The organism is Chryseobacterium electrogenes, from assembly GCF_053553015.1.
In genome coordinates this window covers 2,646,241-2,667,828 of sequence record NZ_JBNPPB010000002.1, presented here as the reverse complement: position 1 = coordinate 2,667,828, position 21,588 = coordinate 2,646,241, and the positions used below count along the sequence as shown (strand labels likewise).

The following is a 21,588-nucleotide window of genomic DNA, read 5'->3' as shown; positions in this document are numbered from 1 at the left end:
TCATTTTTTCATTTGTTCTAAAAAATATAATGTACGCCCACCGCGTACATTTTTTTTGTATTTTTATTCCTTTAAAAATTAAAACTATGAAATGGACTAACGATAGAAGCGATAATGTAGATGACAGACGCGGATCAGGAAGCTCAGGTGGCGGCATGCTCGTTGGTGGCGGATTAGGCACAATCATCATTGCAGCCATCGTATTTTTTCTTGGAGGTGACCCTTCTGCTATTCTAGAAAATAGTAGCTCAGCACCTCAACAAACAGAACAAAGACAACTTACCCAACAAGAACTCAACGTGGGAGAGTTTGTAAAAATGCTCACCGCTGAAAACGAAAAAACTTGGAACAAGATATTTCAAGACAACAATATTCCTTTTCAACCAGCAAAAGTTGTCCTCTTCGAAAACGGAACACAATCTGGTTGTGGCGCTGCTCAATCAGAAATGGGACCTTTCTATTGCCCCGCAGACCAAACTATTTATATGGATTTGAGCTTCTTCAAAGAACTTCAACAGAAATTTGGCGCCAAAGTCGGACAATTCACAGTCGCTTATGTTCTTGGCCACGAGTACGGTCATCATATTCAGACTTTATTAGGTACTACCCAAAAAGTAAATCAATTACGAGGAAGACAATCGGAAACTCAAATGAACAAGGTATCAGTTGCAACAGAATTACAAGCGGATTTTTACGCAGGATTATGGGCAAAACAGACCGATAGCAGAGAAAAAATATTAGAACCTAGCGATATCCAAGAAGCGATGAGTGCAGCCGCTGCTGTTGGTGATGATAACATCCAAAAAAGAGCACAAGGTTATGTTAACCAAGAAAGTTTTACACATGGATCTTCTGCACAACGGGAAGAATGGTTTATGAAAGGCTATAACACGGGCGATATTAGACAAGGAGACACCTTTAACGCATTGTTGAAATAAAAAAATTCTCATAAATTAAATAAGGAGCTAGTAATGATTTACTGGCTCTTTTTTATGAATAATTCCGTTTTTTCCATTTCTAAAATGTCGTCTGGCTAATACCATGTTCCCAGCAAATATTATTCACCGTCTTTATTTGATTTTGTTCAGATAAAATCATAATAATTTCATCTTCTGAAAATTCACTATTTTTCATAGTATTCCAAATTTAAAAACTATATTTTTAGGTGTTACTGTTTTTGAGAAAGATTACACTTTTAATTATTTGCTATCATCTAGATATGAGATTTCTCATTTAATATAAAAATCATAGTTTTTTCCCCGTTATCTTCAGAATATCTTCAGAATCTGGAGGTAATTTCGGTATTATAAAAAGAGGTCACTTAATGGCTGTTCTGGGCAGTTTACAACTTATTTTCATATTGATTTTATATATCATTTTCAATTTGAGAAATAAAAATCCTCTTTTTTCTCTATAAAATAAATTCTTCGGATATGAATAATATTACAAAACTTTTTCTGACCATCTTTTTAGGGGTAGTCATTTGGTTTATTCCTTCTCCAGAAGGTGTTACACCTCAGGCTTGGCATCTTATGGCTGTATTTGTGGCTACAGTTGTCGGTCTCATTCTCTCTCCATATCCTTTGGGAGCGATGGCAATTTTTAGTTTGACGATTGTTGTAGCATTGAAGCTTGTTACCTTAGAGGATGCACTCAAAGGCTTTGGAAATTCTACCATCTGGATGATTGCCTGCGCCTTCTTCATCTCAAGGGGTTTTATCAAAACGGGCTTTGGACGCAGGGTCGGCTATCTTTTTATCAACAAGCTGGGCAATAACACGTTGGGACTTTCTTACGGGCTGGTAATGACCGACTTACTTTTTGCTCCGGCAATGCCTTCCACTTCTGCCAGATGCGGTGGCATCATCACGCCATTGTTCCGTTCCATTTCGGAGGCTTACGATTCTAGCCCAGAGAAAGGGACTCAAAATAGAATTGGGGCATTTCTAGTGCAATGTATCTTCCAATGTAATGCCATTACCTGTGCGATGTTTATGACCTCTATGGCAGGAAACCCTATGATTACAGAGCTTGCAAAAGGTCTTGGGTACCATATCACATGGATGGACTGGGCAGTAGCCTCCATCGTTCCAGGATTGGTCTCTTTGGTCATCATTCCTTTGGTTTTGTACAAATTTTATCCACCAGAACTGAAGAAAACCCCGGAAATGAAGGCTATTGCAAAAAAAAGACTTGACGAAATGGGAAAAATGACAAAAAATGAATGGATTGTTTTGGGAGTATTCTCTTTTCTTGTTATCTTTTGGGTATTGGGGGAAACACTTCATATCGATGCGACATTAACGGCGTTTATTGGTCTTTCGTTTCTGTTGATTTCAAAAGCCATCGATTGGAACGATGTCATTTCTGAAAAAGAAGCATGGCATACTATTATCTGGTTTGCTATTCTGATGACCCTTGCAGGGCAGCTTAATAAACTAGGATTCATACCGTGGTTCGGAAGTTTTATCGCTTCATCTGTAACGGGAATGAACTGGCTTCCGATGCTCATTATACTTCTTCTGGTCTATTACTATGTGCATTATATGATGGCGAGTGCCATTGCGCACATCAGTGCGATGTATGCTATTTTTGTTACCATTGCAATTGCTGCGGGTGCACCGCCTATCCCCACGGTTCTTTTATTCGGATTTTTCAGTAACCTTAATATGTCCATCACACATTATTCTAGCGGGCCGGCTCCTATTTTGTTTGGGACAGGCTATGTCCCATTGGCAAAATGGTGGAAGATTGGCTTCTTTATGAGCTTTATTATTATATTTATATGGCTTGTCGTAGGTTCGGTGTGGTGGAAAATCATAGGCCTTTTTTAAACACGTAATGTCAAATATAAAATAATACCTTAATTTAGCATACATGCAATTGGTAAATAATGACATAGATAAATGGATCAAAAATACGCACTGATATTTTGATAAGATATTGACTCTATAGAAAAAGTTATTTCTAATTATTTTGATTAAAAACTTGTAATAAGGTCTTTAACTTCCAGATTAAATATCTTTTTTTAAAACTGATTATCAACTAAAGAATTATGAAATCAAAGTTTAAAAATCCAATTATTATTTCATTGGTAATTTTGTAATATTATCTTTTCAGTTAAAGAATGTACAAGAGCCTAATTTATACCAAAAAGGAGCCTTTAAAAGTGATAATATGGGTTTGTTCAAAAAAGAATTTGTTAAAGAAATTGATAATCAATGCTATGATATAAAAGAAAGTTCTTATAATCTTTTGGCAATTACCTTTAAAATGGAAAAACTAAAAATAGTTGATTTTCTTTAGATAACGGAACTGAAATAAACAAAATGTGTGACAACAATACACGTTGATGTTTGCCGTGAATTATGGAAAAAAAAATTAAAAAAACTAATAGAAAAAGGTGCAAAACCAAATTTAATATTTTTAAAATGTGTAACAATAGTCTGGTGAAAATAAAAATGAATACCACGGCCTTTAACTCTTGAAAAATAAATATCAGACACATGAAAATACTCCTTGTAGAAGACCACGAACAATTAGCTAAAGATATCAGGCACTATCTGCAGAAAGAAAACTACATCTGTGGTTGGGTATCCACAGTTGCCGAGGCAAAGGAGCATCTTGAGGAGTACGAATATGATTTTGTACTTTTGGATCTTACCCTTCCTGACAATTCTGGGCTTTACCTGTTAGAATTTATCAAAAAAAATAAAATACCCGGCAACATTATCATTATCTCCGCACAAAATTCTCTGGATTACAAGATTAAAGGATTGGATGGTGGTGCAGATGATTATATTACAAAACCTTTTCCTTTGCCAGAGCTCCACTCGAGAATCAAGGCAGTCAACAGAAGAAAAAACCCAGAGCAGTGCCAAGAACTTACTTTCAATGAGATACAGCTTAATCTGGATGCGGTGCAATGCTTGGTGAGTGACAAAGAAATAATTCTTACAAGAAAAGAGTTCAACCTTCTTTCTTATTTTATCAATAACAAAAACAGGGTTCTTTCTAAACAGTCAATAGCATTACATCTATGGGGAGATTACACTTATAATCTGGATAATGTGGATTTCATTTATCAGCACCTTAAAAATTTAAGAAAAAAAATAACAGACGCCGGTGGAACAGATTATATAACAACAGTCTATGGATTGGGATACAAATGGAGTGAATAAAACAAAGCTCAGCAGTAGGATTACATTCTACTTCATCGTTATCGTCAGCCTATCTCTCACGATTGGCTTTTTCATCTTTTACATTGCGGTAGACAGGGTGACAAACCAGTCTGCAATAGAGAAGATGCTACAGCTTAATGATTATGTTGCCGCTCAAATTTCCAATCATTCTTCTGCTGATATGGAAAAACAATATCCCGCTCTTAAAATCACAGAACTTTCTCCAAAACTAAATCATTTACAGCAACAGGTCGTCAAAGAGGAAAAAGCGGTCTGGATAGATGACATCCATTCCTATGCATACAGAATAAGGGTGTTAACATACCATATTGTGGACGGGAAACATTACCAGATTGTCAATAATGACCATATTGTTAAAATTGAAAATAAATTCTGGTGGAGTCTTATAATGGTCATTGCCTGGATATTCGTATTCGTTCTCATTATTATTATTTTCTTTGGGGAGCTGATAAGCCGTAATCTTTACATCCCTTTCCACAATATTCTGGAGCAGATGAAAAGATTTGATGTTCGTAAAGGAGTAAAAATAGAGCCTACAGCTACAAGTATTGCCGAGCTGGATGAACTGAACCATCTCATTAAAAATATGGCAGACCAGTCAGTGGACCAATACCATCTGCTGAAGGAATTCAACGAGAACCTATCACACGAGCTGCAGACACCCTTAGCTCATGCCCGAGGAAAAATAGAATTGCTGATGGATACAGAACTGTCAGAGTATCAGATGCAGACCCTGAGCGTGATGTATGATGAGCTGAATCGGATGACCTCTCTCAACAAATCGCTGGTCATCCTAATGGGACTGGAACATTATGAGAAAACCGACCAAACAGTGAATTTCAGCAAAGTCTGCAAAAAGCTCGTCCGTCAATTTGAGGATGTCATAGAAATGAGTGGATACCGCTTGGAGCTTGACATTAAGGATGATGTATACATTCACATCAACGATACACTTTTGAAAATCGTGCTTTCCAATCTTATCAGTAATGCAAAACGGCACAACATTCCGAAAGGCTTCATTAGGATAGAGCTATGTGAAAACTTTTTCAGGATTACAAATAGCGGACTACCTAATGAATTGGATGAAGAATCAGTCTTCAAACGGTTCAAAAAAGGAGCAAGATACGCTAATTCTTTAGGGATAGGTCTGGCTCTGGTGAAGAAAATAGTAGATATCTACGGTCATAGGATTATTTATAAGCAGTCAGAAGATTTGCATTTGTTTACTATCAAGTTCGGATGAGAAGCTATTTGTTTTAGTAAACGATTGGATAGCTAACGCCAGTTCAAGACTTTTTAAATTAAAATAACAGTAATGATGCTTTACCGACCAGGATAAAGGCTTCACACTGCTGACTAAAAAAACATCTTATTTTGTGGTTAATATATTACAATTAAGATGGCACTTTAGCGTAAGCTTAAAACTTCAGCCCTAACTCAGGTTATTTTTATGATAAATTGAAGTTCATACCAATATTCTATTTTGGATAGTTTTTCTTAAAAACGTCCTTTTCCTTCTTTAATATAAAACAATTATTAATAAAATTTCAGAAAAAACCGATTTTGAGCCTATTTTTGGAGAATATTTAATTTTCAAAATCGGGGCTTTATCTTCATAAAAAGTTGGAAGTAAATATATTTCAAGACAATAGCCTTTGACTACAAAACACTACTCATCAAGCACTTAAGGCTTTATTTTCAAAACTTCAGAATATTTCTAAGATTTCTTCAAAATGTCTTCAGAATCCTTGTATATCTTCCACATCAACAAAAAAGCTTGCTATGAACAAACTAATTCTCGCTTTATTTTGCACTTCCTTTTTTTGCGTGACCAACGCACAAAACAACAATGAAAAAAAAACTGTAGAATCCGAATCTGACACAGACTTTCAGAACTCTTTGGGCGAAATGAAAATCAACTTAAACACCAAAGGTGACAAGTACATCAAATTAGGTGTATCAAGTCAGGTGTGGTTTCGTAATATCGAAAATAACCCTGGTACTTCGGTCAATGGAGTCCCGCAGGAGCAGACCATTGATGCTGGACTTCGCAGAGCAAGGATAATTACACAATTTCAGCTCAGTAAAGGTTATCTGGTATTTTTCCAAATAGGAATCAACAACCAGACCTTCATCAGCGGAGGTGGAACAGGAACAGGCGGAAACGGACGGGGCAAAAAACCTAGCATTTTCTTTATGGATGCCTACAACGAGTTTGCAGTAATCCCAAAAAATGATTTCCAGACCAATGCTCCCAACAAATACAATCTATATCTTGGAGCGGGTCTACACGCCTGGAACGGGGTCAGCAGAATGACAAATTCCAGTACTACAAAGTTACTGACGGCGGATATTCCGGTTTTCAACTTCCCGAATATCGAGATGTCTGACCAGTTTTCCAGACAATTCGGAATTTTTGCGCACGGAGATTTAGACAGAATAAACTACCGTGTTGCCGTCAACAAACCATTTGCTACAAACCGCGTTCCCACAGTCGGTGATACTCCCGTAGAGAACAACAGTGATGGAAAGCTGTCTTACTCAGCCTATGCGATGTATCAGTTCTTGGATAAAGAATCTACCGTAACTTCCTTTTTGCCGGGAACTTATCTCGGCACCAAGAAGATCTTCAACATTGGAGCAGGATTTTACAGCAACAAAAATGCACTAATGTCCCAGCCTTTAAAAGATGAATTTGTAAAGCACGACCAGCTCAATCTGGGTGGAGATATGTACTGGGAAGTTCCGGTAGGCGCAAAAAACAAAGAGATGTCACTCAGTCTTTATAGCGTCTACTATTACAACGATTTCGGTAACAATTACTTACGCACGAATGGAATAATGAATCCCGGAATGCATGATGAGACCTACAACGGACAGGTGGCAGCAGAAGGTTTTGGGAACTCAAAATACCTGAACGGCACTGGAAGCATATGGTACACACAAGCGGGATTTGCGTTGCCAAAGTTCAATAAATCTATCAGAGTACAACCATTTGTGGCGTATCATAGAAAAGATCTCAAAGCCCTGAACCAGGTTGCCAATTTCTACGATTTCGGAACCAATATTTTTGTGTATTCCCAGAATGCCAAAATATCGCTCCAATACTCCAGCAGACCATTATTTACGGCAGATACCAAGAGGGTTTTTGACCGCAAAGGCGAATTTATCCTCGCTCTTTTGGTAGCACTTTAATTTTTCATCAATAATATACATTTAAAACATTTCACATCATATGTCACAGAAAACTTATAATGAATCCTTTTCTACCACACAGAAAACTGAACTTACGACAGCCAACCGTATCAAAGCCATCATTGGTGGTTCTATCGGTAATCTTGTGGAATGGTATGACTGGTATGCTTATGCTGCTTTCGCAATTTATTTTTCGCATTCTTTTTTTCCAACGGGCGATCAGACTGCACAACTACTTAATACAGCAGGTATTTTTGCCGTAGGATTTCTGATGCGTCCCATCGGAGGCTGGATTTTTGGAACCATTGCCGACAAAGTCGGGCGAAAAAAAGCAATGACGCTGTCGGTATTATTGATGTCTTTTGGCTCACTACTCATTGCGCTCACGCCAACTTATACCACGATTGGCATTTTGGCGCCTATTTTACTTTTGGTGGCACGTTTGCTTCAAGGATTGAGTGTGGGAGGGGAATATGGCGTTTCCGCAACCTATCTCAGCGAGATGGCCACTGCTGAAAGACGAGGCTTCTATTCCAGTTTTCAATATGTCACTCTGATTGGTGGTCAGTTGATTGCTTTGGGCATACAATTGATTTTACAGAAACTGGTTCTTACAGAGGCCCAGCTCAATGATTGGGGATGGAGAATTCCTTTTGTTATAGGAGCTATTCTATCTGTAATTGCTTTGTACCTGAGAAGCAATCTTCACGAGACCGAGGCATTTGAAAAAAATGTAGAGACTAGCCAAACCCAGAAAAACGGTAGCGTAAAAGAGCTCATGAAACACCCGAAAGCATTGATAACAGTAGTAGGATTAACCCTGGGAGGGACATTGGCATTTTATACTTATACTACCTATATGCAGAAATTTTTAGTAAATACAGTACAGCTTAGCAAAGAGCAATCTACACTTATTTCGTTTATATCATTATTTGTATTTGCTTGTTTACAGCCAGTGTTTGGTGCTTTATCGGATAAAATAGGAAGAAGACCATTGCTTCTTGGATTTGGCATATTAGGGACATTGTTTACTGTTCCATTGCTTACAGGTCTTAGCCATGCTACAGGGATGTGGGAAGCATTTTTCTATATCTTGGCTGCACTGATTATTGTATCAGGGTATACGTCCATCAATGCCGTTGTGAAAGCGGAGCTTTTTCCTGCCAATGTGCGTGCATTAGGTGTTGGCTTGCCTTATGCATTGACTGTTGCAATTTTTGGAGGCTCAGCGGAATATATTGCTTTGCTTTTCAAACAACAAGAAGTAGAACATTATTTTTACTGGTATATTACAATCTGTATTTCGTTTTCACTTATTGTATATCTTTTTATGAAAGATACAAAGCACACTTCAAAACTCAATGAGGATTAAAAGTAAGTTTTAACTTTTTAATAGGTATTGCAATATTTATAAAAATTAATTAATAATGAACATTCTTAGGGTTGATAATGACAGAGAAAACGGAAAGTTGAGGGATTCTAGTTTCAAAACTTGCAAGTACCTTAGAAAAACAAGAAATCCATATCAGCGAAGAAATTTATTCTTCATGGTATTTTAAAAGCTTCAAAGTTGAAAACCTAAAATTGAGTATTGAACATGACAAAACAGAGAATAGTAAAATTTTGAAAATTGAGGGTATTCAAAGTCAGAAATGGTTGGAAGAAAAATATAAGGACAGTTTAAGGGTTAATTCGATTTAACCCCGAGACTGAGCCTCGAGGAGTTCTTTAGATTAAAACATTCTTTGAGTTCTACACTATTGTGTAGCTTCAAATTTTTAGATTAGGCATAATTTTGAAAAAAAATCATGAAAGAACGCTATTCTAGAAACAGACTGTATATCAGTGATGAAGAACAAAATTTAATTAAACATATTCCTATTCTATTAGCAGGAAGTGGTATTGGTAGCAATATTGCGGAGTGTGCTTTAAGGTTGGGATTCGAGAATATTACGATTGTGGATGGTGATGTTGTTGAGATTTCAAATCTTAACGCCAAAATTATTCGGAATTAAATTTATTCGAAGGCAAGGCAGAATCCCTTTATAAACGGTTAAAAGATATTAATCCTAATGCCAATATTAAGTTTTACTCCGAGTTTATTACCAATGAAAATATCTTAAATATTGTTGAAGGGCATCAAATTGCAATAAATGCTTTGGACTCTACGAGTGCTATCCCTTCGGTTTTCGATAAACTTTGTCAAAAAAAAGGAATACACATTTTACATCCATATAATCTCGGTTGGGGAGGATTGGTAACTGTAATTGATTCACAGAGTCCTCTCTTACAAAGTTTAACTAGCGATAATGATTTTAATGAGCTGAAAATGGTAGAATACGTTTCTGGGCATCTGCGTTTTTGGAAAAAACCTTATTTATGGCTAGAAGATATTATTAATGATTATAAAGCAGAAAAAGAAATTTTACCACCGCCACAATTAGCCATTGCATCATGGATTATTGCTGGTATGTGCACTCATATTATGTTTAATATTGCTACAAAGAAAGAATTTAAAAAATCACCAGAGTTTTATATTAATTCGATTTTAGATTAAATCATATTAGTTTGTTATTGATTGCATAAGCTAATGCTTCAGCAATATTTTGCACACCAATTTTCTCGAATAATTTTCTGCGATGATACTTCACGGTATCGGTTGATAGGAAAATTTTTTCTGATATGTCATTTATGGTAAGGCCTCTTGCATAAAATCTCAGGATTTCAATTTCGCGCTCAGAAAGTTTGATTTTCTCCTCTTTTTTCCATTTTCCTTTGGCTAAATCGAAATTCCAAATGAAGTCTGCATTTTGTTTGTAAATCTTTATATTTCCAGACGTATGATTTCGGGAAAGCGCAACAATACACATTGCTTTCCAGATTTTGCCCTCTTCGGTCAGAAAAACAGGCGTAAGTTGATGATTAATAAGCACTAAATGCTTTTTTTTATTAATAATATGAAAATCGTATGATATTGTATAATTTTTTCTGTCCTCTAGGGGTATCTTCTCATAAAAGTCAAATCCGATTTCATTAATTCTCAGTAAAAGCTCCAAATCTGACTTTTTTACTATTCTAAAGTAAAATCCATAACCAAGTTTCAATACTTCTTCTGAAGATAAACCACAAAGAAATAACGGATTATCAGAAACAAATTCAAAATTTTTAGTTTGATAATCTATAACATAAATACTCTTGTAAGTTATTCTGGAAAATGCTTTTGCTACTTCTAAATAATTTCCAGTTTGTATGAAGTCTCTTTGAGTGACCGATTTTACAGTGTTTTTGTCCGAAAAAAAATGCTCTGCTTCTTTCATAATCATCAATTTACCAGCCTACACTTCTTAATGTGATTTGCTACTTTACACAAATTTAAACTAAAATATAGCCATTTAATAGAAAATATGATATAATTTCAGATACAATTAATTAAAAAACATCAAATATGATAAAGTATTATTTTTTAGATAATAAGAGTATTTACGAGTTGGCAAAGTTTGTAGTTGAGGAAAACTATGATCATCATACCGCTAATACGCAACTAATCCAAAGAGAAATTAAGCAGGTATATCAGGAATAACTGAAATTGAATAATTCTAAAATAGTTGTTTCTCGAGAAGAAAACTTGTCAATAGTAGGTACTATAAGGTTTTTAAAATGGAACCACGTAGATATTCTGCCAATTGAAAAATTATTTAATATAAAAATCAGTGATATCAGTTCTAACAAAAACATTAAAATTTGGTACATTGGTAGATTTGCTATAAAAAAAGGAGTAGATAGAATGGGGTTTAATGTGCTTAAAACGTTAATGACTTGTGTAGTTAATGAGGTGTGCAAAAGTGAGAATTCTTTTGCCTTAGCAGAATGCGATGTTAAATTATTGAAAATCTTAAATTTACTGGGTATAGAAACGATTGTACTTGCCGATTCTATTAATTATTTGGGTTCGGAAACTCTTCCGGTAATACTTCCTTATAAAGGGTTGAAAAGTTTTCTCGATAAAAATATTCATCTACTTCCTCCACAATTTTACATTTCTACACCAGAGTGTAGTTTTTCGGTAGTTTCTAAAAACTACACTCTGGTGTAGCTGTTGAATGTATTACATTTTTTACTTTTGAAATATAAGAAATGGTTTATCATCCATAAAATTTGTAGTGTACAACACAAAAAGGATTTTAAATAAAGTAAAATTTTTAACATGAAGCAAAGAAAAATTCCCGCCTTTGCTTCTTAAAAACAATTGGGGGCGAACAACTTTTATTATGAAAATTTCTTTAGTTACATTAGGAATAATAAGCGCAACTATTGTATCTTCTTCAAGCTTACTATCTAAGCAAGCACCTGTTGCAGATGTTGGTCATTGTGACTCTAGAGTAGACGCAGTTTGCGGAACTACTGCTGATGGTTTTACTGCAAAAGGGTATTTTATTACAAACTAAAACCTAAAATTAAATTTTAATTATGATTAAAATACTGAAAATAATATTAATATTTTTTATAAGTGTTTACTCCTTCGCTCAGAATAACATCAGAGTATACTACCAGTTAGAATCTAAATCTGATAAAAAACAAGATTCTGCTGACATTGATGTATACGTTCTCGATATCAATACTCAAGAAGCGACTTCTAAATTCTATAATTTCACATATTTGAAAAGTGATTCTGTCTATGCCTCTTTAAAAAAGCAATCCGATATGAAGGGAGGCGTAAATTTTGACTCAAGAACTATGAAGTATCCCAATTTTAATATTGCTGTTCTTAAGCAAAATTCATCATATGAGACTATTCAGATTTTTGATGGTGATATTTTTCAATATCCTGACGGTAAAGATGCAAAATGGGATATTTCTGCAAGAAAAGCAAAAATCGAAAATTATAATTCTCAAGAAGCAACAGCGACAATTGGAGGAAGAAAATGGATTGTAAATTTCTCAACTGAAATACCATTTGCCTATGGCCCATATAAATTGGGCGGCTTACCAGGATTGATAGTGTCAGCAAGAGATGAAACAGATTCTTATATTTTTAAAATAGTTGGTTTAGAAAAGATTAAGCAAGAGCGTGTGTTTACTCCTAAAATTTTCAGTCGTACTATAAAAACTTCTAAAGAAAAATATTACAAAGCATTTAAAAATTATAAAGTAGACCCTGCAAAAAAATTAAAGGAAAACATCATTACTTACCCCGATGGAGATTTTATGACATTAGCAAAGCCACTGTCGACAGACTATATTAAAAAGCAAGAAAATTTAATGCTCAAATATCTAAAAGATAATGATAACTATATTGAAATTATTGAGTAGAAAAAAACATATCAGAAATAAGTTACTATTTCTTAATACTTTTTTTAACTTATGTTTTGGTTAATAAAATAATTGACATACCTGCTTTTATTAGTAATATTTTTAAAACTAGATTATATAATAATTCTTTAAGTGTAAAAAATTGGCATATTTCGTTCTATTTATAGAATTGCTGAACATTATAACTCTTTTGCTTTCAAAAAACAAAGGATTGTATGCAAGCTTAATAATATTTTTGTTTTTCACAACATATATTACATTCTTGAATTTTACAGATCGTTATGACGTTTGCGGATATGGAGGTATTTTTAAACGGACTTTCTTTTGAAAAACATTTACTCATAAATTTTACTTCGATTGTTTTAACACTAATTTCCATAAAATTTTCGAATGAAAATAAAGCATCTTTTAATAATTAATTTCTTTTTAATTCTTATAATTTTTGTAAATTTTGTAATTAAAAATGACAACAAAAAAGTATATTTTTGAAAGAAAGTTTACTGAAAATAAAATAGAGATTGTGAAGAATTATGACCTTAGGAAGGTTAAATATTATACAGCTTCCTCGCATCAAATAGCACTGTATAATAAACAGTCAGATTCTGGAAACATTTGTATAGAAGGAAAACTACTAAATTTAAATCCGGATTTTAGTATAAACTCAACATTCAAGTTTTCAGTAATTCCAGATTCTAATCCCGTCATTTTAAATATCTCAAAGAAATATTTGTTATATACCCTAAAATGGAAGTTATATATAAATAATATTTTGTTAAGTGATAGAATAAGCGTAGCAAACGCTTTATTTTATAATGAAAATCAGATATTATTTTTAGGAGAATACCAAGATAAAGATGGCTATAATTTCGAATTTTTTTTATTTGATTTAAAAAGTAAAACCATTGAAAAAGTACAGGTAATAAAAAATGATTCCGTATCCTACTTTCCAAAATACTTTCTCCAATATGATGGAACTTTTAAAAAGTTTGGAAATGAAATTGTTTATGTCAATAAATATTGCAGATATATTGCATGAAAAACAAAAAACCCTCTGAAATCAAAAGATTCAGAGGGTTTTATAGTACCCCAGACGGGACTTGAACCCGTACGTCCTTGCGGACACAGGATTTTAAGTCCTGCGTGTCTACCAGTTCCACCACCAGGGCATGGTGTGGAGCGAAAAACGGGATTCGAACCCGCGACCCCGACCTTGGCAAGGTCGTGCTCTACCAGCTGAGCTATTTTCGCATAGTGCGGATGAAGGGACTCGAACCCCCACGCCTCACAGCACCAGATCCTAAGTCTGGCGTGGCTACCAATTACACCACATCCGCATTGTTTATTTTAAAGAGCAACTTACCTGTTGTTTTGTGAGTGCAAATATATAGCGTTTTCCTTTACCCACCAAATGTTTTCAGCTTTTTTTTTATTTTTTTTTACTATCGCATTTTTGAGGCATATTTTTTTTAATCTCATTTCGTTTTTATTAACTTTACGCCCACAAATATTTTTTTACATGGAGTTACAGGGAACTATCAAGAAAATTTCTGATTTACAGACTTTTGCGAGTGGATTTCAAAAAAGAGAAATGGTATTGCTTACTGAAGAGCAGTATCCGCAGCCTATCAATATCGAATTTCTTACAGATAAAGCAGATTTATTAAATCAGTATAAAGAAGGAGAAAAAGTTAAGGTAGGTATTAACATTAGAGGTAGAGAGTGGACTTCTCCTCAGGGCGAAGTGAAGTATTTTAATTCGATCACTGGTTGGAGAGTAGAAAAAGTAGATGCTGGTAGTAACTTTAACGAGCCAGTTTCTGCACAAGGTGCTCCTGCTGCATCAGCTAATTCTAACACCAACGTTTTTACTGAGGACGAAGATGATGATCTTCCTTTCTAAATCGTTAAGTATAAAATTGATTAATCCTGCTTTATAGTGGGATTTTTTTAGCACTATGATTTTATTAGACCCCAATGACATATCTTTCCCAGATCCGTCCTTATATGACCCAAAGGATGGATTAATGGCTATAGGTGGCGATCTTTCCGCAGAACGCCTTTATTTTGCATACCAGACAGGGCTTTTCCCTTGGTATAATGAAGGTGAAGAAATCTTGTGGTGGTGTCCCGATCCAAGGTTTATTTTACTTCCGGAAGAAGTTTATATTTCTAAGTCGATGCGGAAAGTTCTAGCCAAAGAAGAATTTACATTTACTGAAAATAAATGTTTTGAAGAAGTGATGATCGCATGCCAACAGACAAAACGAGAAGATCAAGACGGAACTTGGATTAACAATGATCTAATAAAATCTTTTGTGACACTTCATCAACATGGCATTGCACATGGTTTTGAGGTTTGGAAAGACAATGTATTAGTCGGTGGCTTTTATGGAATAAAATTAGGACGTGTCTTCTGCGGAGAAAGTATGTTCTCTAAAGTAAGCAATGCCTCCAAAGCAGGTTTTATAAATTTCTGTACGAGTCATCAATCCGAATTAGACCTTATTGATTGTCAAATCTACTCAGAACATCTAGAAACTCTTGGCGCCAAAATGATCCCAAAATTAGATTATCTTAATATTTTAAAACAACAACTCTCATGAATTCCGAAAAGCAAAAATGGCTATTACTAATTCTTTTATCATTAATTTGGGGTTCGTCATTTATTTTGATTAAAAAATCCTTAGATCATTTCTCACCATATCAAGTAGGCGCATTACGGGTTTTAATCTCTGGATTAGTCTTATTACCAATTGCACTTGCAAACATCAAAAAATTCCCGAGAAAACATATAAAATGGCTTATCATAGCCGCCTTATGTGGAAATTTCGTCCCAATGTTCTTGTTCCCCATTGCAGAAACACAGGTTTCTAGCAGTATTGCAGGAATTGTCAACTCTATGATGCCGATTTTCGTCATTATTGTCGGATCATTAATTTGGAAGTTCCCAGCTACAAAACATCAACTATTAGGTATTTTAATAAGCTTTGGTGGCGCTTGTATATTAGCATTTGGTGGCGGAGATGGTGTCGAACTAAAACCAATCCCAATCTTACTTTTATTATTAGCTACCCTACTCTATGCGGTAAGCACAACCACTGTAAAGTCTAAATTAAGCGATATTCCTGCGAAAATACTATCAGCCTATGTTTTTTCTTTTGTGTTGATTATTCCGTCTTTACTGGCTTTGATATTTTCTAATTTCTTTCAAGAGTTTAAAATGGACCAAGATCACTTTATAGGACTCGGTTTTGTAGGGATGTTATCAATTTTTGGTACAGCATTAGCGATGATGCTCAATTATAAATTATTGAATGTCTCCACACCTCTATTTGCCTCTACCGTGACCTTACTTATGCCAATTGTAGCTGTAATGTGGGGATTTCTAGATGGCGAGGAATTAACAACCATTCAATATATTGGAGGCATTGTTATTATTGCGGGCTTAATATTTCTCAGAACTAAACCAAAACAAAAAATCACCGAATAATCGGTGATTTTAATATTTATTTTTTCTTAGCCTTCACTTTTTGGACGGCTTCTTTTATCCATGGATATTTTTCTTCCATTGTATTAGAAATTGTAGAATCCATAGCTAATGCTTTTTCTAAAACTTCTTGAGCTTCTTTGTTTTGATCCAATTGGAAATAACAATTGCTCATCTGATAATACAACTCTGCTCTGTTGTGTTGCTGCACAGCTTTTTCTAAAATATCCAATGCATCTTGGTGTTCTCCAATCAACATCAACACTTCAGAATATGCATACCAATTATAAAAACGCGTTGGCTCTATCGCAATCATTTTGACAAAACACTCTAAGCTTTCTTCAAACTGACCACTTTCTATCAGTAAAAATGCCAAACGCTTCTGATATTCTGCATTGTTTTCATTAAGAATCACGCTTTCTTTAGCAAAATGAAGTGCTTCTTTAGGTTTCCCCATTTCTTCATAGATCATAGACTGCTCCATCATCGACAAATAAAATTGAGGATCTTCTCTTAAAGATTTCTGAAACGATGTCAATGCAGGTACTAACATCTCGGCTTCTTTATAACACAATCCTATTTTGTAAAATGTAAAAGCTTTGGTATACTCCAACTCTAACATTTCCTCATAGACTGCGACGGCTTTTTCCCATTCTTTAAGCGCTTCATAACATGCTGCTTTGTTAGCATAAACACCAACCGAATTAGAATTAATCGCTAACAGATAGTCAAAACCTTTAATGGCTTCTTCGTAATTTTTTCTATTGAAATGATATTGTCCGTACTCAAACCACGCCGTCTCCGAAAACGGAAAACGATCCAGATATTGATTGATAAAGCTCAGTGCTTCTTGCGGACGGTTAAGCTTGGTGTAACAGCTCATCACATTCTCCATAGAATAATCATCCTGCGGATCAAACTGAAGTGCTGCCGTATAATGCTTTAATGCATTAAAAGGATCATCAAGATTAACATACTCATCGGCGATAAAGTTATGAAGGAAATTTTCTTCTTCCTTCAATTCTAAAGCTTTCTCGCAGTACTCTATTGATTTTTTCGGATTACCAAGGTTAGAATAATATTTAGCACAACAAACCAAGAAATCTGTCATTTCTGTGCAAGAAGGCATTAACTCATCTATTAGTTCTTTAGCTTTAACATAACGTTCTAACTCCAAGAAAACCTCTAGTTGTTTTGTTTTTAATTCGATTGAATTAGGGTGAAGTTTCAAGGCATACTTAGTCGCCAATTCGGCATAAGAAATATCGCCCAACTCCAGATAATAGATAATAATATCCTCGTACTCTTCTGTATCAAAGTAGAGTTCGTCATTATTTTCTATCATTTCTTCGAACTTTTTTGCAAGTTCGTTATCAAAAAATTCTTCCAATATATTGTGTGTCGTCAATCCAATGTGAGAAATACATTACAAACATTGAAAAAACATATCATTAAATTCTAAATAAATTTAATCAAAAAAAATTAATAAAGTCAATACTAAATTAAACTTTTGATTTTAGCGATCATATCATCGCCTAACTGATCCGCTTCTTCCTGAGATGGAGCTTCGGTATATATTCTGATAATTGGCTCTGTATTAGACTTACGAAGGTGCACCCAATTGTTTTCAAAATCTATCTTTACACCATCTATGGTAGAAACATTTTCATTTTGATACTCTTTTTCCATTTTAGTTAAAAGGGCATCAACATTAATTTCTGGTGTTAACTCGATTTTCTTTTTCCCCATGAAATAAGCAGGATAACTCGCTCTAAGCTCAGAAACGGTTTTATTTTCGTTGGCCAAATGGGTTAAGAATAAAGCTGCTCCCACTAAAGAATCTCTTCCGTAATGTAAATCTGGATAAATAATACCGCCATTGCCTTCTCCACCGATTACGGCGTTTTTCTCCTTCATTAAAGTCACCACATTAACCTCGCCAACAGCACTTGCAAAATATTCTGAGCCCAAGCCTTGTACAACATCTCTTAATGCCCTACTTGAAGATAAATTAGAAATCGCAGCGCCTTTCTTATGTCTTAATAAATAATCAGCCACTGCTACCAAGGTATATTCTTCGCCAAACATCTCGCCATTTTCATCAATAAAAGCTAAACGATCTACATCTGGATCTACAACAATACCAAGATCTGCTTTTTCTTCCTTCATCAAGTTACAGATATCACCAAGATGTTCTTTTAATGGTTCTGGATTATGTGGGAATTGTCCGTTAGGCTCGCAATACAGTTTAACAACTTCGCATCCCAACTGCTCCAATAGCGGCGGAATTGCCAATCCTCCCGTAGAGTTAACAGCATCTAAAACAACTTTAAATTTCTTGGCTTTAATCGCTTCTGCATCTACCATTGGTAAATCCAAAATCTTCTTAATATGAATATCGAAACCTTCATTATTGATTTCGTAACTTCCTAAGTCATCTACCTCAGCATAGTTGAAGTCTTCGGATTCTGCCAAAGCTAAAACTTCTGCACCGTTTTCACCAGTGATAAATTCGCCTTTGTCATTCAACAGTTTAAGCGCATTCCATTGTTTTGGATTATGAGACGCCGTAAGGATAATACCACCATCAGCATTAAGCTCTGGTACCATAATCTCTACCGTTGGCGTTGTAGATAATCCAAGATCAACGACGTTAATCCCCAAGCCCTGCAATGTCGCAACAACTAAGGAAGAAACCATCTGACCAGAAATCCTGGCATCACGCCCGATAACTAACGTAAGGTCTTTTTTGTTTTTATTATTTTGAAGCCAAGTTCCAAAAGCAGAAGCAAATTTTACAACATCTAAAGGTGTTAGGTTATCATTTACTTTACCACCAATGGTGCCTCGGATACCTGAGATACTTTTTATTAATGACATTAATTATCTTTTAATTTTTGCAAAATTACGCAAAAAAGATTTCTTAGAGTTTAAGAAATTGTTATGTTATGAACAGCCACAATTATTATCGCAGCCTCCACCACTTTTTACTTTTCTAAAAGTTTTTTTCAAACTTCTAAATAAAGCATAAATGATAGCTAAAATAATAGCGCCAATAATAGTATACTGAAAAACCATTGAGTCCATATTAATTCCTCTTTATTTAATTAAAATCATTTCAAGATCTGAAACGTTATAAGTGACACAAAGTATGCCAACATACACATGGTTATTGTCTGTGTTGCTGTTAATTTCCAACTTCCAGTTTCTTTATAGACAACTGCAATGGTTGTAAAACATTGCATTGCAAAAGCATAAAACATTAATATTGAAATACCCGTTGCTAACGTAAACACCTTGTCTCCGTTAGGATAAGTATCATGTTGCATCTTGTCTATTAATCTACCCTCAGGTGCTTCATCATCCAAGCTATATAAAGTAGACAATGTCCCAACAAATACTTCTCTTGCAGCAAAGCTTGTCAATAAACCAATTCCCATTTTCCAATCGTATCCCAAAGGTCGTATGGCAGGTTCTATAAAATGACCGACTTTACCCAAATATGAATCTTGCAAGGCAACTTCCGAAGCAACTAATTGTCCTGGTTCTTGTTTCGGACCGAAATAGCTTAACGCCCAAAGGATAACACTCACTGCAAAAATAACTTTACCAGCACCTGTGATAAATCCCCAAACTTTCCCTAGCATCAACTTTACATTATAACCCCAAAGTGGCATCTTATAAGTTGGCAAATCCATCACCAAGAAGCTTTTTGCTTTAGATTTAATAAAATATTTACAGACTAAAGAAGCCAAAAGCGCCAAGACAAAGCCTAGAACATACATGGCCATCATGGCAATCGCACGATATTTAATCCCGAAAAAATTATGATCCGGAATAACCAACGTAATAATAATACTATATACGGGAATCCTAGCTGCACAAGTCATAAAAGGCGTCGCCATAATAGTAATAAGACGCTCTTTGGTATTCTCAATATTTCTTGTCGACATAATTGCAGGGATAGAGCAAGCAACGCCAGAAACTAGCGGCACAATACTTTTACCATTAAGTCCAAAAGGTCTTAGAAACCTGTCCATCAAGAAGATTACTCGCGCCATATATCCAGAATCTTCTAACAAATAAAGGAAATACAACATAATCCCAATCTGTGGTGCGAAAACTAAAATCCCACCAATACCCGGAATAATACCTGTTGATAATAAACTATTAATTGGCCCTGGCGGTATATGTTCTGCTGAGAAATCTGTTAACCAAGCAAAACCATCATCTATAAGATTCATAGGATATTCTGCCAGGAAAAAAACACTCTGAAACACTAATAACAAAATCAACATAAAAAAGACATACCCAAAAAATGGATGCACCAAGACTTTATCCAATTTCTCTGTTAATAGCTCTTTGAATGCGGCTTTCTTCTCTAAAACTTTGCCTAAAACTTCATCTATATTCTGGTAACGTCTAATGGTTTCTTGTACCTGAAGACGCTTGGGCATTTCGCATTTTAATTGTTCTTGATTAAGAATTTCTCTAATGTTATTAATCTTACCAAGGTAATTTTCTGCCGCCAAAAGAGTCCAAATTCTATATAGATTTTGCTCAGAGGTTTTCTCAGAAATCTTATCAATAATCGTTTTTTGTTGAATTGGAATTTCAAATCCAATAGTATCTGCTTTACTAAATTCTTTCTTAAAAACCGCTTCCTTAATGTTATCAATCCCAATATTCTTCTTGGCGTTGGTGGTCAGAATCTTAACACCCAACAAGGAAGAAAGTTGGTTAATATCAATTTTAATATCTCTTTTTTCCGCTTCATCAATCTGGTTAACAACCATCAAAATCGGAATCCCGTAATCCTTAATCTGTTGAAACAACAACAAGCTTCTACGAAGATTGAGCGCATCTGCCACGTAGATAACACCTTCATAATTTTTATGTTCTTCAATTAGATATTTAGAAAAAATAGCTTCGTCTTCAGAACTTGGATAGATACTGTAAGAACCTGGTAAATCTATAATTTCTACTTGCTCCGATTGGTAATCATAAAGCCCAGAATGACTTGCCACAGTTACCCCGGCATAATTACCCGTTTTCTGTTTTCTGTTACATAACCAATTGAAGATGGTAGATTTCCCAACATTAGGATTACCGACTAATAAGACTTTCGTTTTGTTATTTTCTCTCTGCATGACTTAATGTTTCTACTTGTATAAACCTCGCTTCTTCTACACGTAACGCCAACTTAGAGCGTTCTTCGCCGTATTCTATATATAAAGGCCCTTGGAAAGGCGCTTGATATAAGATCTGAAAAATAGTATCTGGCAACAAGCCCATTTCTAGAATTTTGTTAGGCATCTTCAAACTTTCATTATCAAATCCAACAATTTTCCCCATGACATTTTTAGGGAAACAACATAAAGTATTCTGATTCTT

23 protein-coding genes and 3 tRNA genes are annotated in these 21,588 nt (G+C 34.9%); 17 read left to right on the top strand and 9 right to left on the bottom strand.

Going from position 1 to position 21,588, the window contains the following annotated elements; all coding sequences use genetic code 11:
- The first annotated feature begins 86 nt into the window (after positions 1-86).
- From ypfJ to ACQQ6V_RS12200, 9 genes are all read left to right on the top strand, one after another.
- Positions 87-938, top strand: a complete 852-nt coding sequence (ypfJ, locus tag ACQQ6V_RS12240; RefSeq protein WP_448845804.1) for a KPN_02809 family neutral zinc metallopeptidase — start codon at positions 87-89, stop codon at positions 936-938.
- A 495-nt stretch (positions 939-1,433) separates the two neighbouring features.
- Positions 1,434-2,834, top strand: coding sequence for an anion permease (locus ACQQ6V_RS12235; protein WP_448845803.1), 1,401 nt, complete (start codon positions 1,434-1,436; stop codon positions 2,832-2,834).
- Between the two features lie 343 nt (positions 2,835-3,177).
- On the top strand, positions 3,178-3,306 hold the full coding sequence (locus tag ACQQ6V_RS12230; RefSeq protein WP_448845802.1) for a hypothetical protein: 129 nt from the start codon (positions 3,178-3,180) through the stop codon (positions 3,304-3,306).
- 200 nt (positions 3,307-3,506) lie between these two features.
- Entirely contained in the window at positions 3,507-4,181 is a 675-nt protein-coding gene (locus tag ACQQ6V_RS12225) for a response regulator transcription factor (protein WP_448845801.1), read from the top strand.
- The gene (locus tag ACQQ6V_RS12220) at positions 4,153-5,445 is read left to right on the top strand and encodes a histidine kinase dimerization/phospho-acceptor domain-containing protein (RefSeq protein ID WP_448845800.1); all 1,293 of its coding nucleotides are present in this window, start codon (positions 4,153-4,155) and stop codon (positions 5,443-5,445) included. Before ACQQ6V_RS12225 ends, ACQQ6V_RS12220 begins: the two co-directional genes overlap by 29 nt.
- Before the next feature lie 539 nt (positions 5,446-5,984).
- On the top strand, positions 5,985-7,397 hold the full coding sequence (locus tag ACQQ6V_RS12215) for a porin (protein WP_448845799.1): 1,413 nt from the start codon (positions 5,985-5,987) through the stop codon (positions 7,395-7,397).
- Positions 7,398-7,437: 40 nt separating this feature from the next.
- Positions 7,438-8,769, top strand: a complete 1,332-nt coding sequence (locus ACQQ6V_RS12210) for an MFS transporter (RefSeq protein ID WP_448845798.1) — start codon at positions 7,438-7,440, stop codon at positions 8,767-8,769.
- A gap of 436 nt (positions 8,770-9,205) precedes the next feature.
- A complete protein-coding gene (locus ACQQ6V_RS12205; protein ID WP_448845797.1) occupies positions 9,206-9,412 on the top strand; it encodes a ThiF family adenylyltransferase in 207 nt (68 codons plus the stop codon).
- Between the two features lie 47 nt (positions 9,413-9,459).
- Complete coding sequence (locus ACQQ6V_RS12200) at positions 9,460-9,954, top strand: ThiF family adenylyltransferase (protein WP_448846206.1); 495 nt, start codon at positions 9,460-9,462, stop codon at positions 9,952-9,954.
- 1 nt (position 9,955) lies between these two features.
- Here the strand turns inward: ACQQ6V_RS12200 and ACQQ6V_RS12195 are convergent, their stop codons facing one another.
- On the bottom strand, positions 9,956-10,714 hold the full coding sequence (locus tag ACQQ6V_RS12195; protein WP_448845796.1) for a response regulator transcription factor: 759 nt from the start codon (positions 10,712-10,714) through the stop codon (positions 9,956-9,958).
- A gap of 128 nt (positions 10,715-10,842) precedes the next feature.
- Here ACQQ6V_RS12195 and ACQQ6V_RS12190 point away from each other — a divergent pair, with 128 nt between their 5' ends.
- From ACQQ6V_RS12190 to ACQQ6V_RS12170, 5 genes are all read left to right on the top strand, one after another.
- The gene (locus tag ACQQ6V_RS12190; protein ID WP_448845795.1) at positions 10,843-10,977 is read left to right on the top strand and encodes a hypothetical protein; all 135 of its coding nucleotides are present in this window, start codon (positions 10,843-10,845) and stop codon (positions 10,975-10,977) included.
- Between the two features lie 6 nt (positions 10,978-10,983).
- Entirely contained in the window at positions 10,984-11,490 is a 507-nt protein-coding gene (locus ACQQ6V_RS12185; protein WP_448845794.1) for a hypothetical protein, read from the top strand.
- 175 nt (positions 11,491-11,665) lie between these two features.
- Positions 11,666-11,842 (top strand): hypothetical protein, encoded by a 177-nt coding sequence (locus ACQQ6V_RS12180; RefSeq protein ID WP_448845793.1) that lies wholly within the window; start codon positions 11,666-11,668, stop codon positions 11,840-11,842.
- A 22-nt stretch (positions 11,843-11,864) separates the two neighbouring features.
- On the top strand, positions 11,865-12,707 hold the full coding sequence (locus ACQQ6V_RS12175; protein WP_448845792.1) for a GLPGLI family protein: 843 nt from the start codon (positions 11,865-11,867) through the stop codon (positions 12,705-12,707).
- Between the two features lie 463 nt (positions 12,708-13,170).
- Complete coding sequence (locus tag ACQQ6V_RS12170) at positions 13,171-13,743, top strand: hypothetical protein (protein WP_448845791.1); 573 nt, start codon at positions 13,171-13,173, stop codon at positions 13,741-13,743.
- 46 nt (positions 13,744-13,789) lie between these two features.
- Here ACQQ6V_RS12170 and ACQQ6V_RS12165 read toward each other — a convergent pair.
- The 3 genes from ACQQ6V_RS12165 to ACQQ6V_RS12155 form a co-directional block, all read right to left on the bottom strand.
- Positions 13,790-13,873, bottom strand: a tRNA-Leu gene (locus ACQQ6V_RS12165).
- 6 nt (positions 13,874-13,879) lie between these two features.
- Positions 13,880-13,955, bottom strand: a tRNA-Gly gene (locus ACQQ6V_RS12160).
- Positions 13,956-13,959: 4 nt separating this feature from the next.
- A tRNA-Leu gene (locus ACQQ6V_RS12155) sits at positions 13,960-14,041 on the bottom strand.
- Positions 14,042-14,223: 182 nt separating this feature from the next.
- Between ACQQ6V_RS12155 and ACQQ6V_RS12150 the strand changes: the two genes are divergently transcribed.
- From ACQQ6V_RS12150 to ACQQ6V_RS12140, 3 genes are read left to right on the top strand one after another with little or no spacing between them, the layout of a single operon-like run.
- Positions 14,224-14,607: a DUF3127 domain-containing protein gene (locus ACQQ6V_RS12150; protein ID WP_448845790.1), complete on the top strand. Its 384-nt coding sequence runs from the start codon at positions 14,224-14,226 to the stop codon at positions 14,605-14,607.
- Between the two features lie 55 nt (positions 14,608-14,662).
- Positions 14,663-15,310, top strand: a complete 648-nt coding sequence (aat, locus tag ACQQ6V_RS12145) for a leucyl/phenylalanyl-tRNA--protein transferase (RefSeq protein ID WP_448845789.1) — start codon at positions 14,663-14,665, stop codon at positions 15,308-15,310.
- A complete protein-coding gene (locus ACQQ6V_RS12140; RefSeq protein ID WP_448845788.1) occupies positions 15,307-16,197 on the top strand; it encodes a DMT family transporter in 891 nt (296 codons plus the stop codon). Before aat ends, ACQQ6V_RS12140 begins: the two co-directional genes overlap by 4 nt.
- Before the next feature lie 16 nt (positions 16,198-16,213).
- Here ACQQ6V_RS12140 and ACQQ6V_RS12135 read toward each other — a convergent pair whose 3' ends face one another.
- The 5 genes from ACQQ6V_RS12135 to ACQQ6V_RS12115 all read right to left on the bottom strand — a co-directional run bounded on the left by ACQQ6V_RS12135 (position 16,214) and on the right by ACQQ6V_RS12115 (position 21,549).
- Positions 16,214-17,584 (bottom strand): tetratricopeptide repeat protein, encoded by a 1,371-nt coding sequence (locus tag ACQQ6V_RS12135; RefSeq protein WP_448845787.1) that lies wholly within the window; start codon positions 17,582-17,584, stop codon positions 16,214-16,216.
- Positions 17,585-17,691: 107 nt separating this feature from the next.
- Positions 17,692-19,074, bottom strand: coding sequence for a phosphoglucosamine mutase (gene glmM, locus ACQQ6V_RS12130; protein WP_448845786.1), 1,383 nt, complete (start codon positions 19,072-19,074; stop codon positions 17,692-17,694).
- 66 nt (positions 19,075-19,140) lie between these two features.
- Positions 19,141-19,272, bottom strand: a complete 132-nt coding sequence (locus ACQQ6V_RS12125; RefSeq protein ID WP_448846205.1) for a FeoB-associated Cys-rich membrane protein — start codon at positions 19,270-19,272, stop codon at positions 19,141-19,143.
- A 35-nt stretch (positions 19,273-19,307) separates the two neighbouring features.
- Positions 19,308-21,344, bottom strand: a complete 2,037-nt coding sequence (gene feoB, locus ACQQ6V_RS12120) for a ferrous iron transport protein B (protein ID WP_448845785.1) — start codon at positions 21,342-21,344, stop codon at positions 19,308-19,310.
- Positions 21,328-21,549 carry a FeoA family protein gene (locus ACQQ6V_RS12115; RefSeq protein ID WP_448846204.1) on the bottom strand — a complete coding sequence of 74 codons (222 nt, stop codon included), beginning with the start codon at positions 21,547-21,549 and terminating at the stop codon, positions 21,328-21,330. The genes feoB and ACQQ6V_RS12115 overlap by 17 nt, the downstream gene beginning before the upstream one ends.
- Positions 21,550-21,588 lie beyond the last annotated feature (39 nt).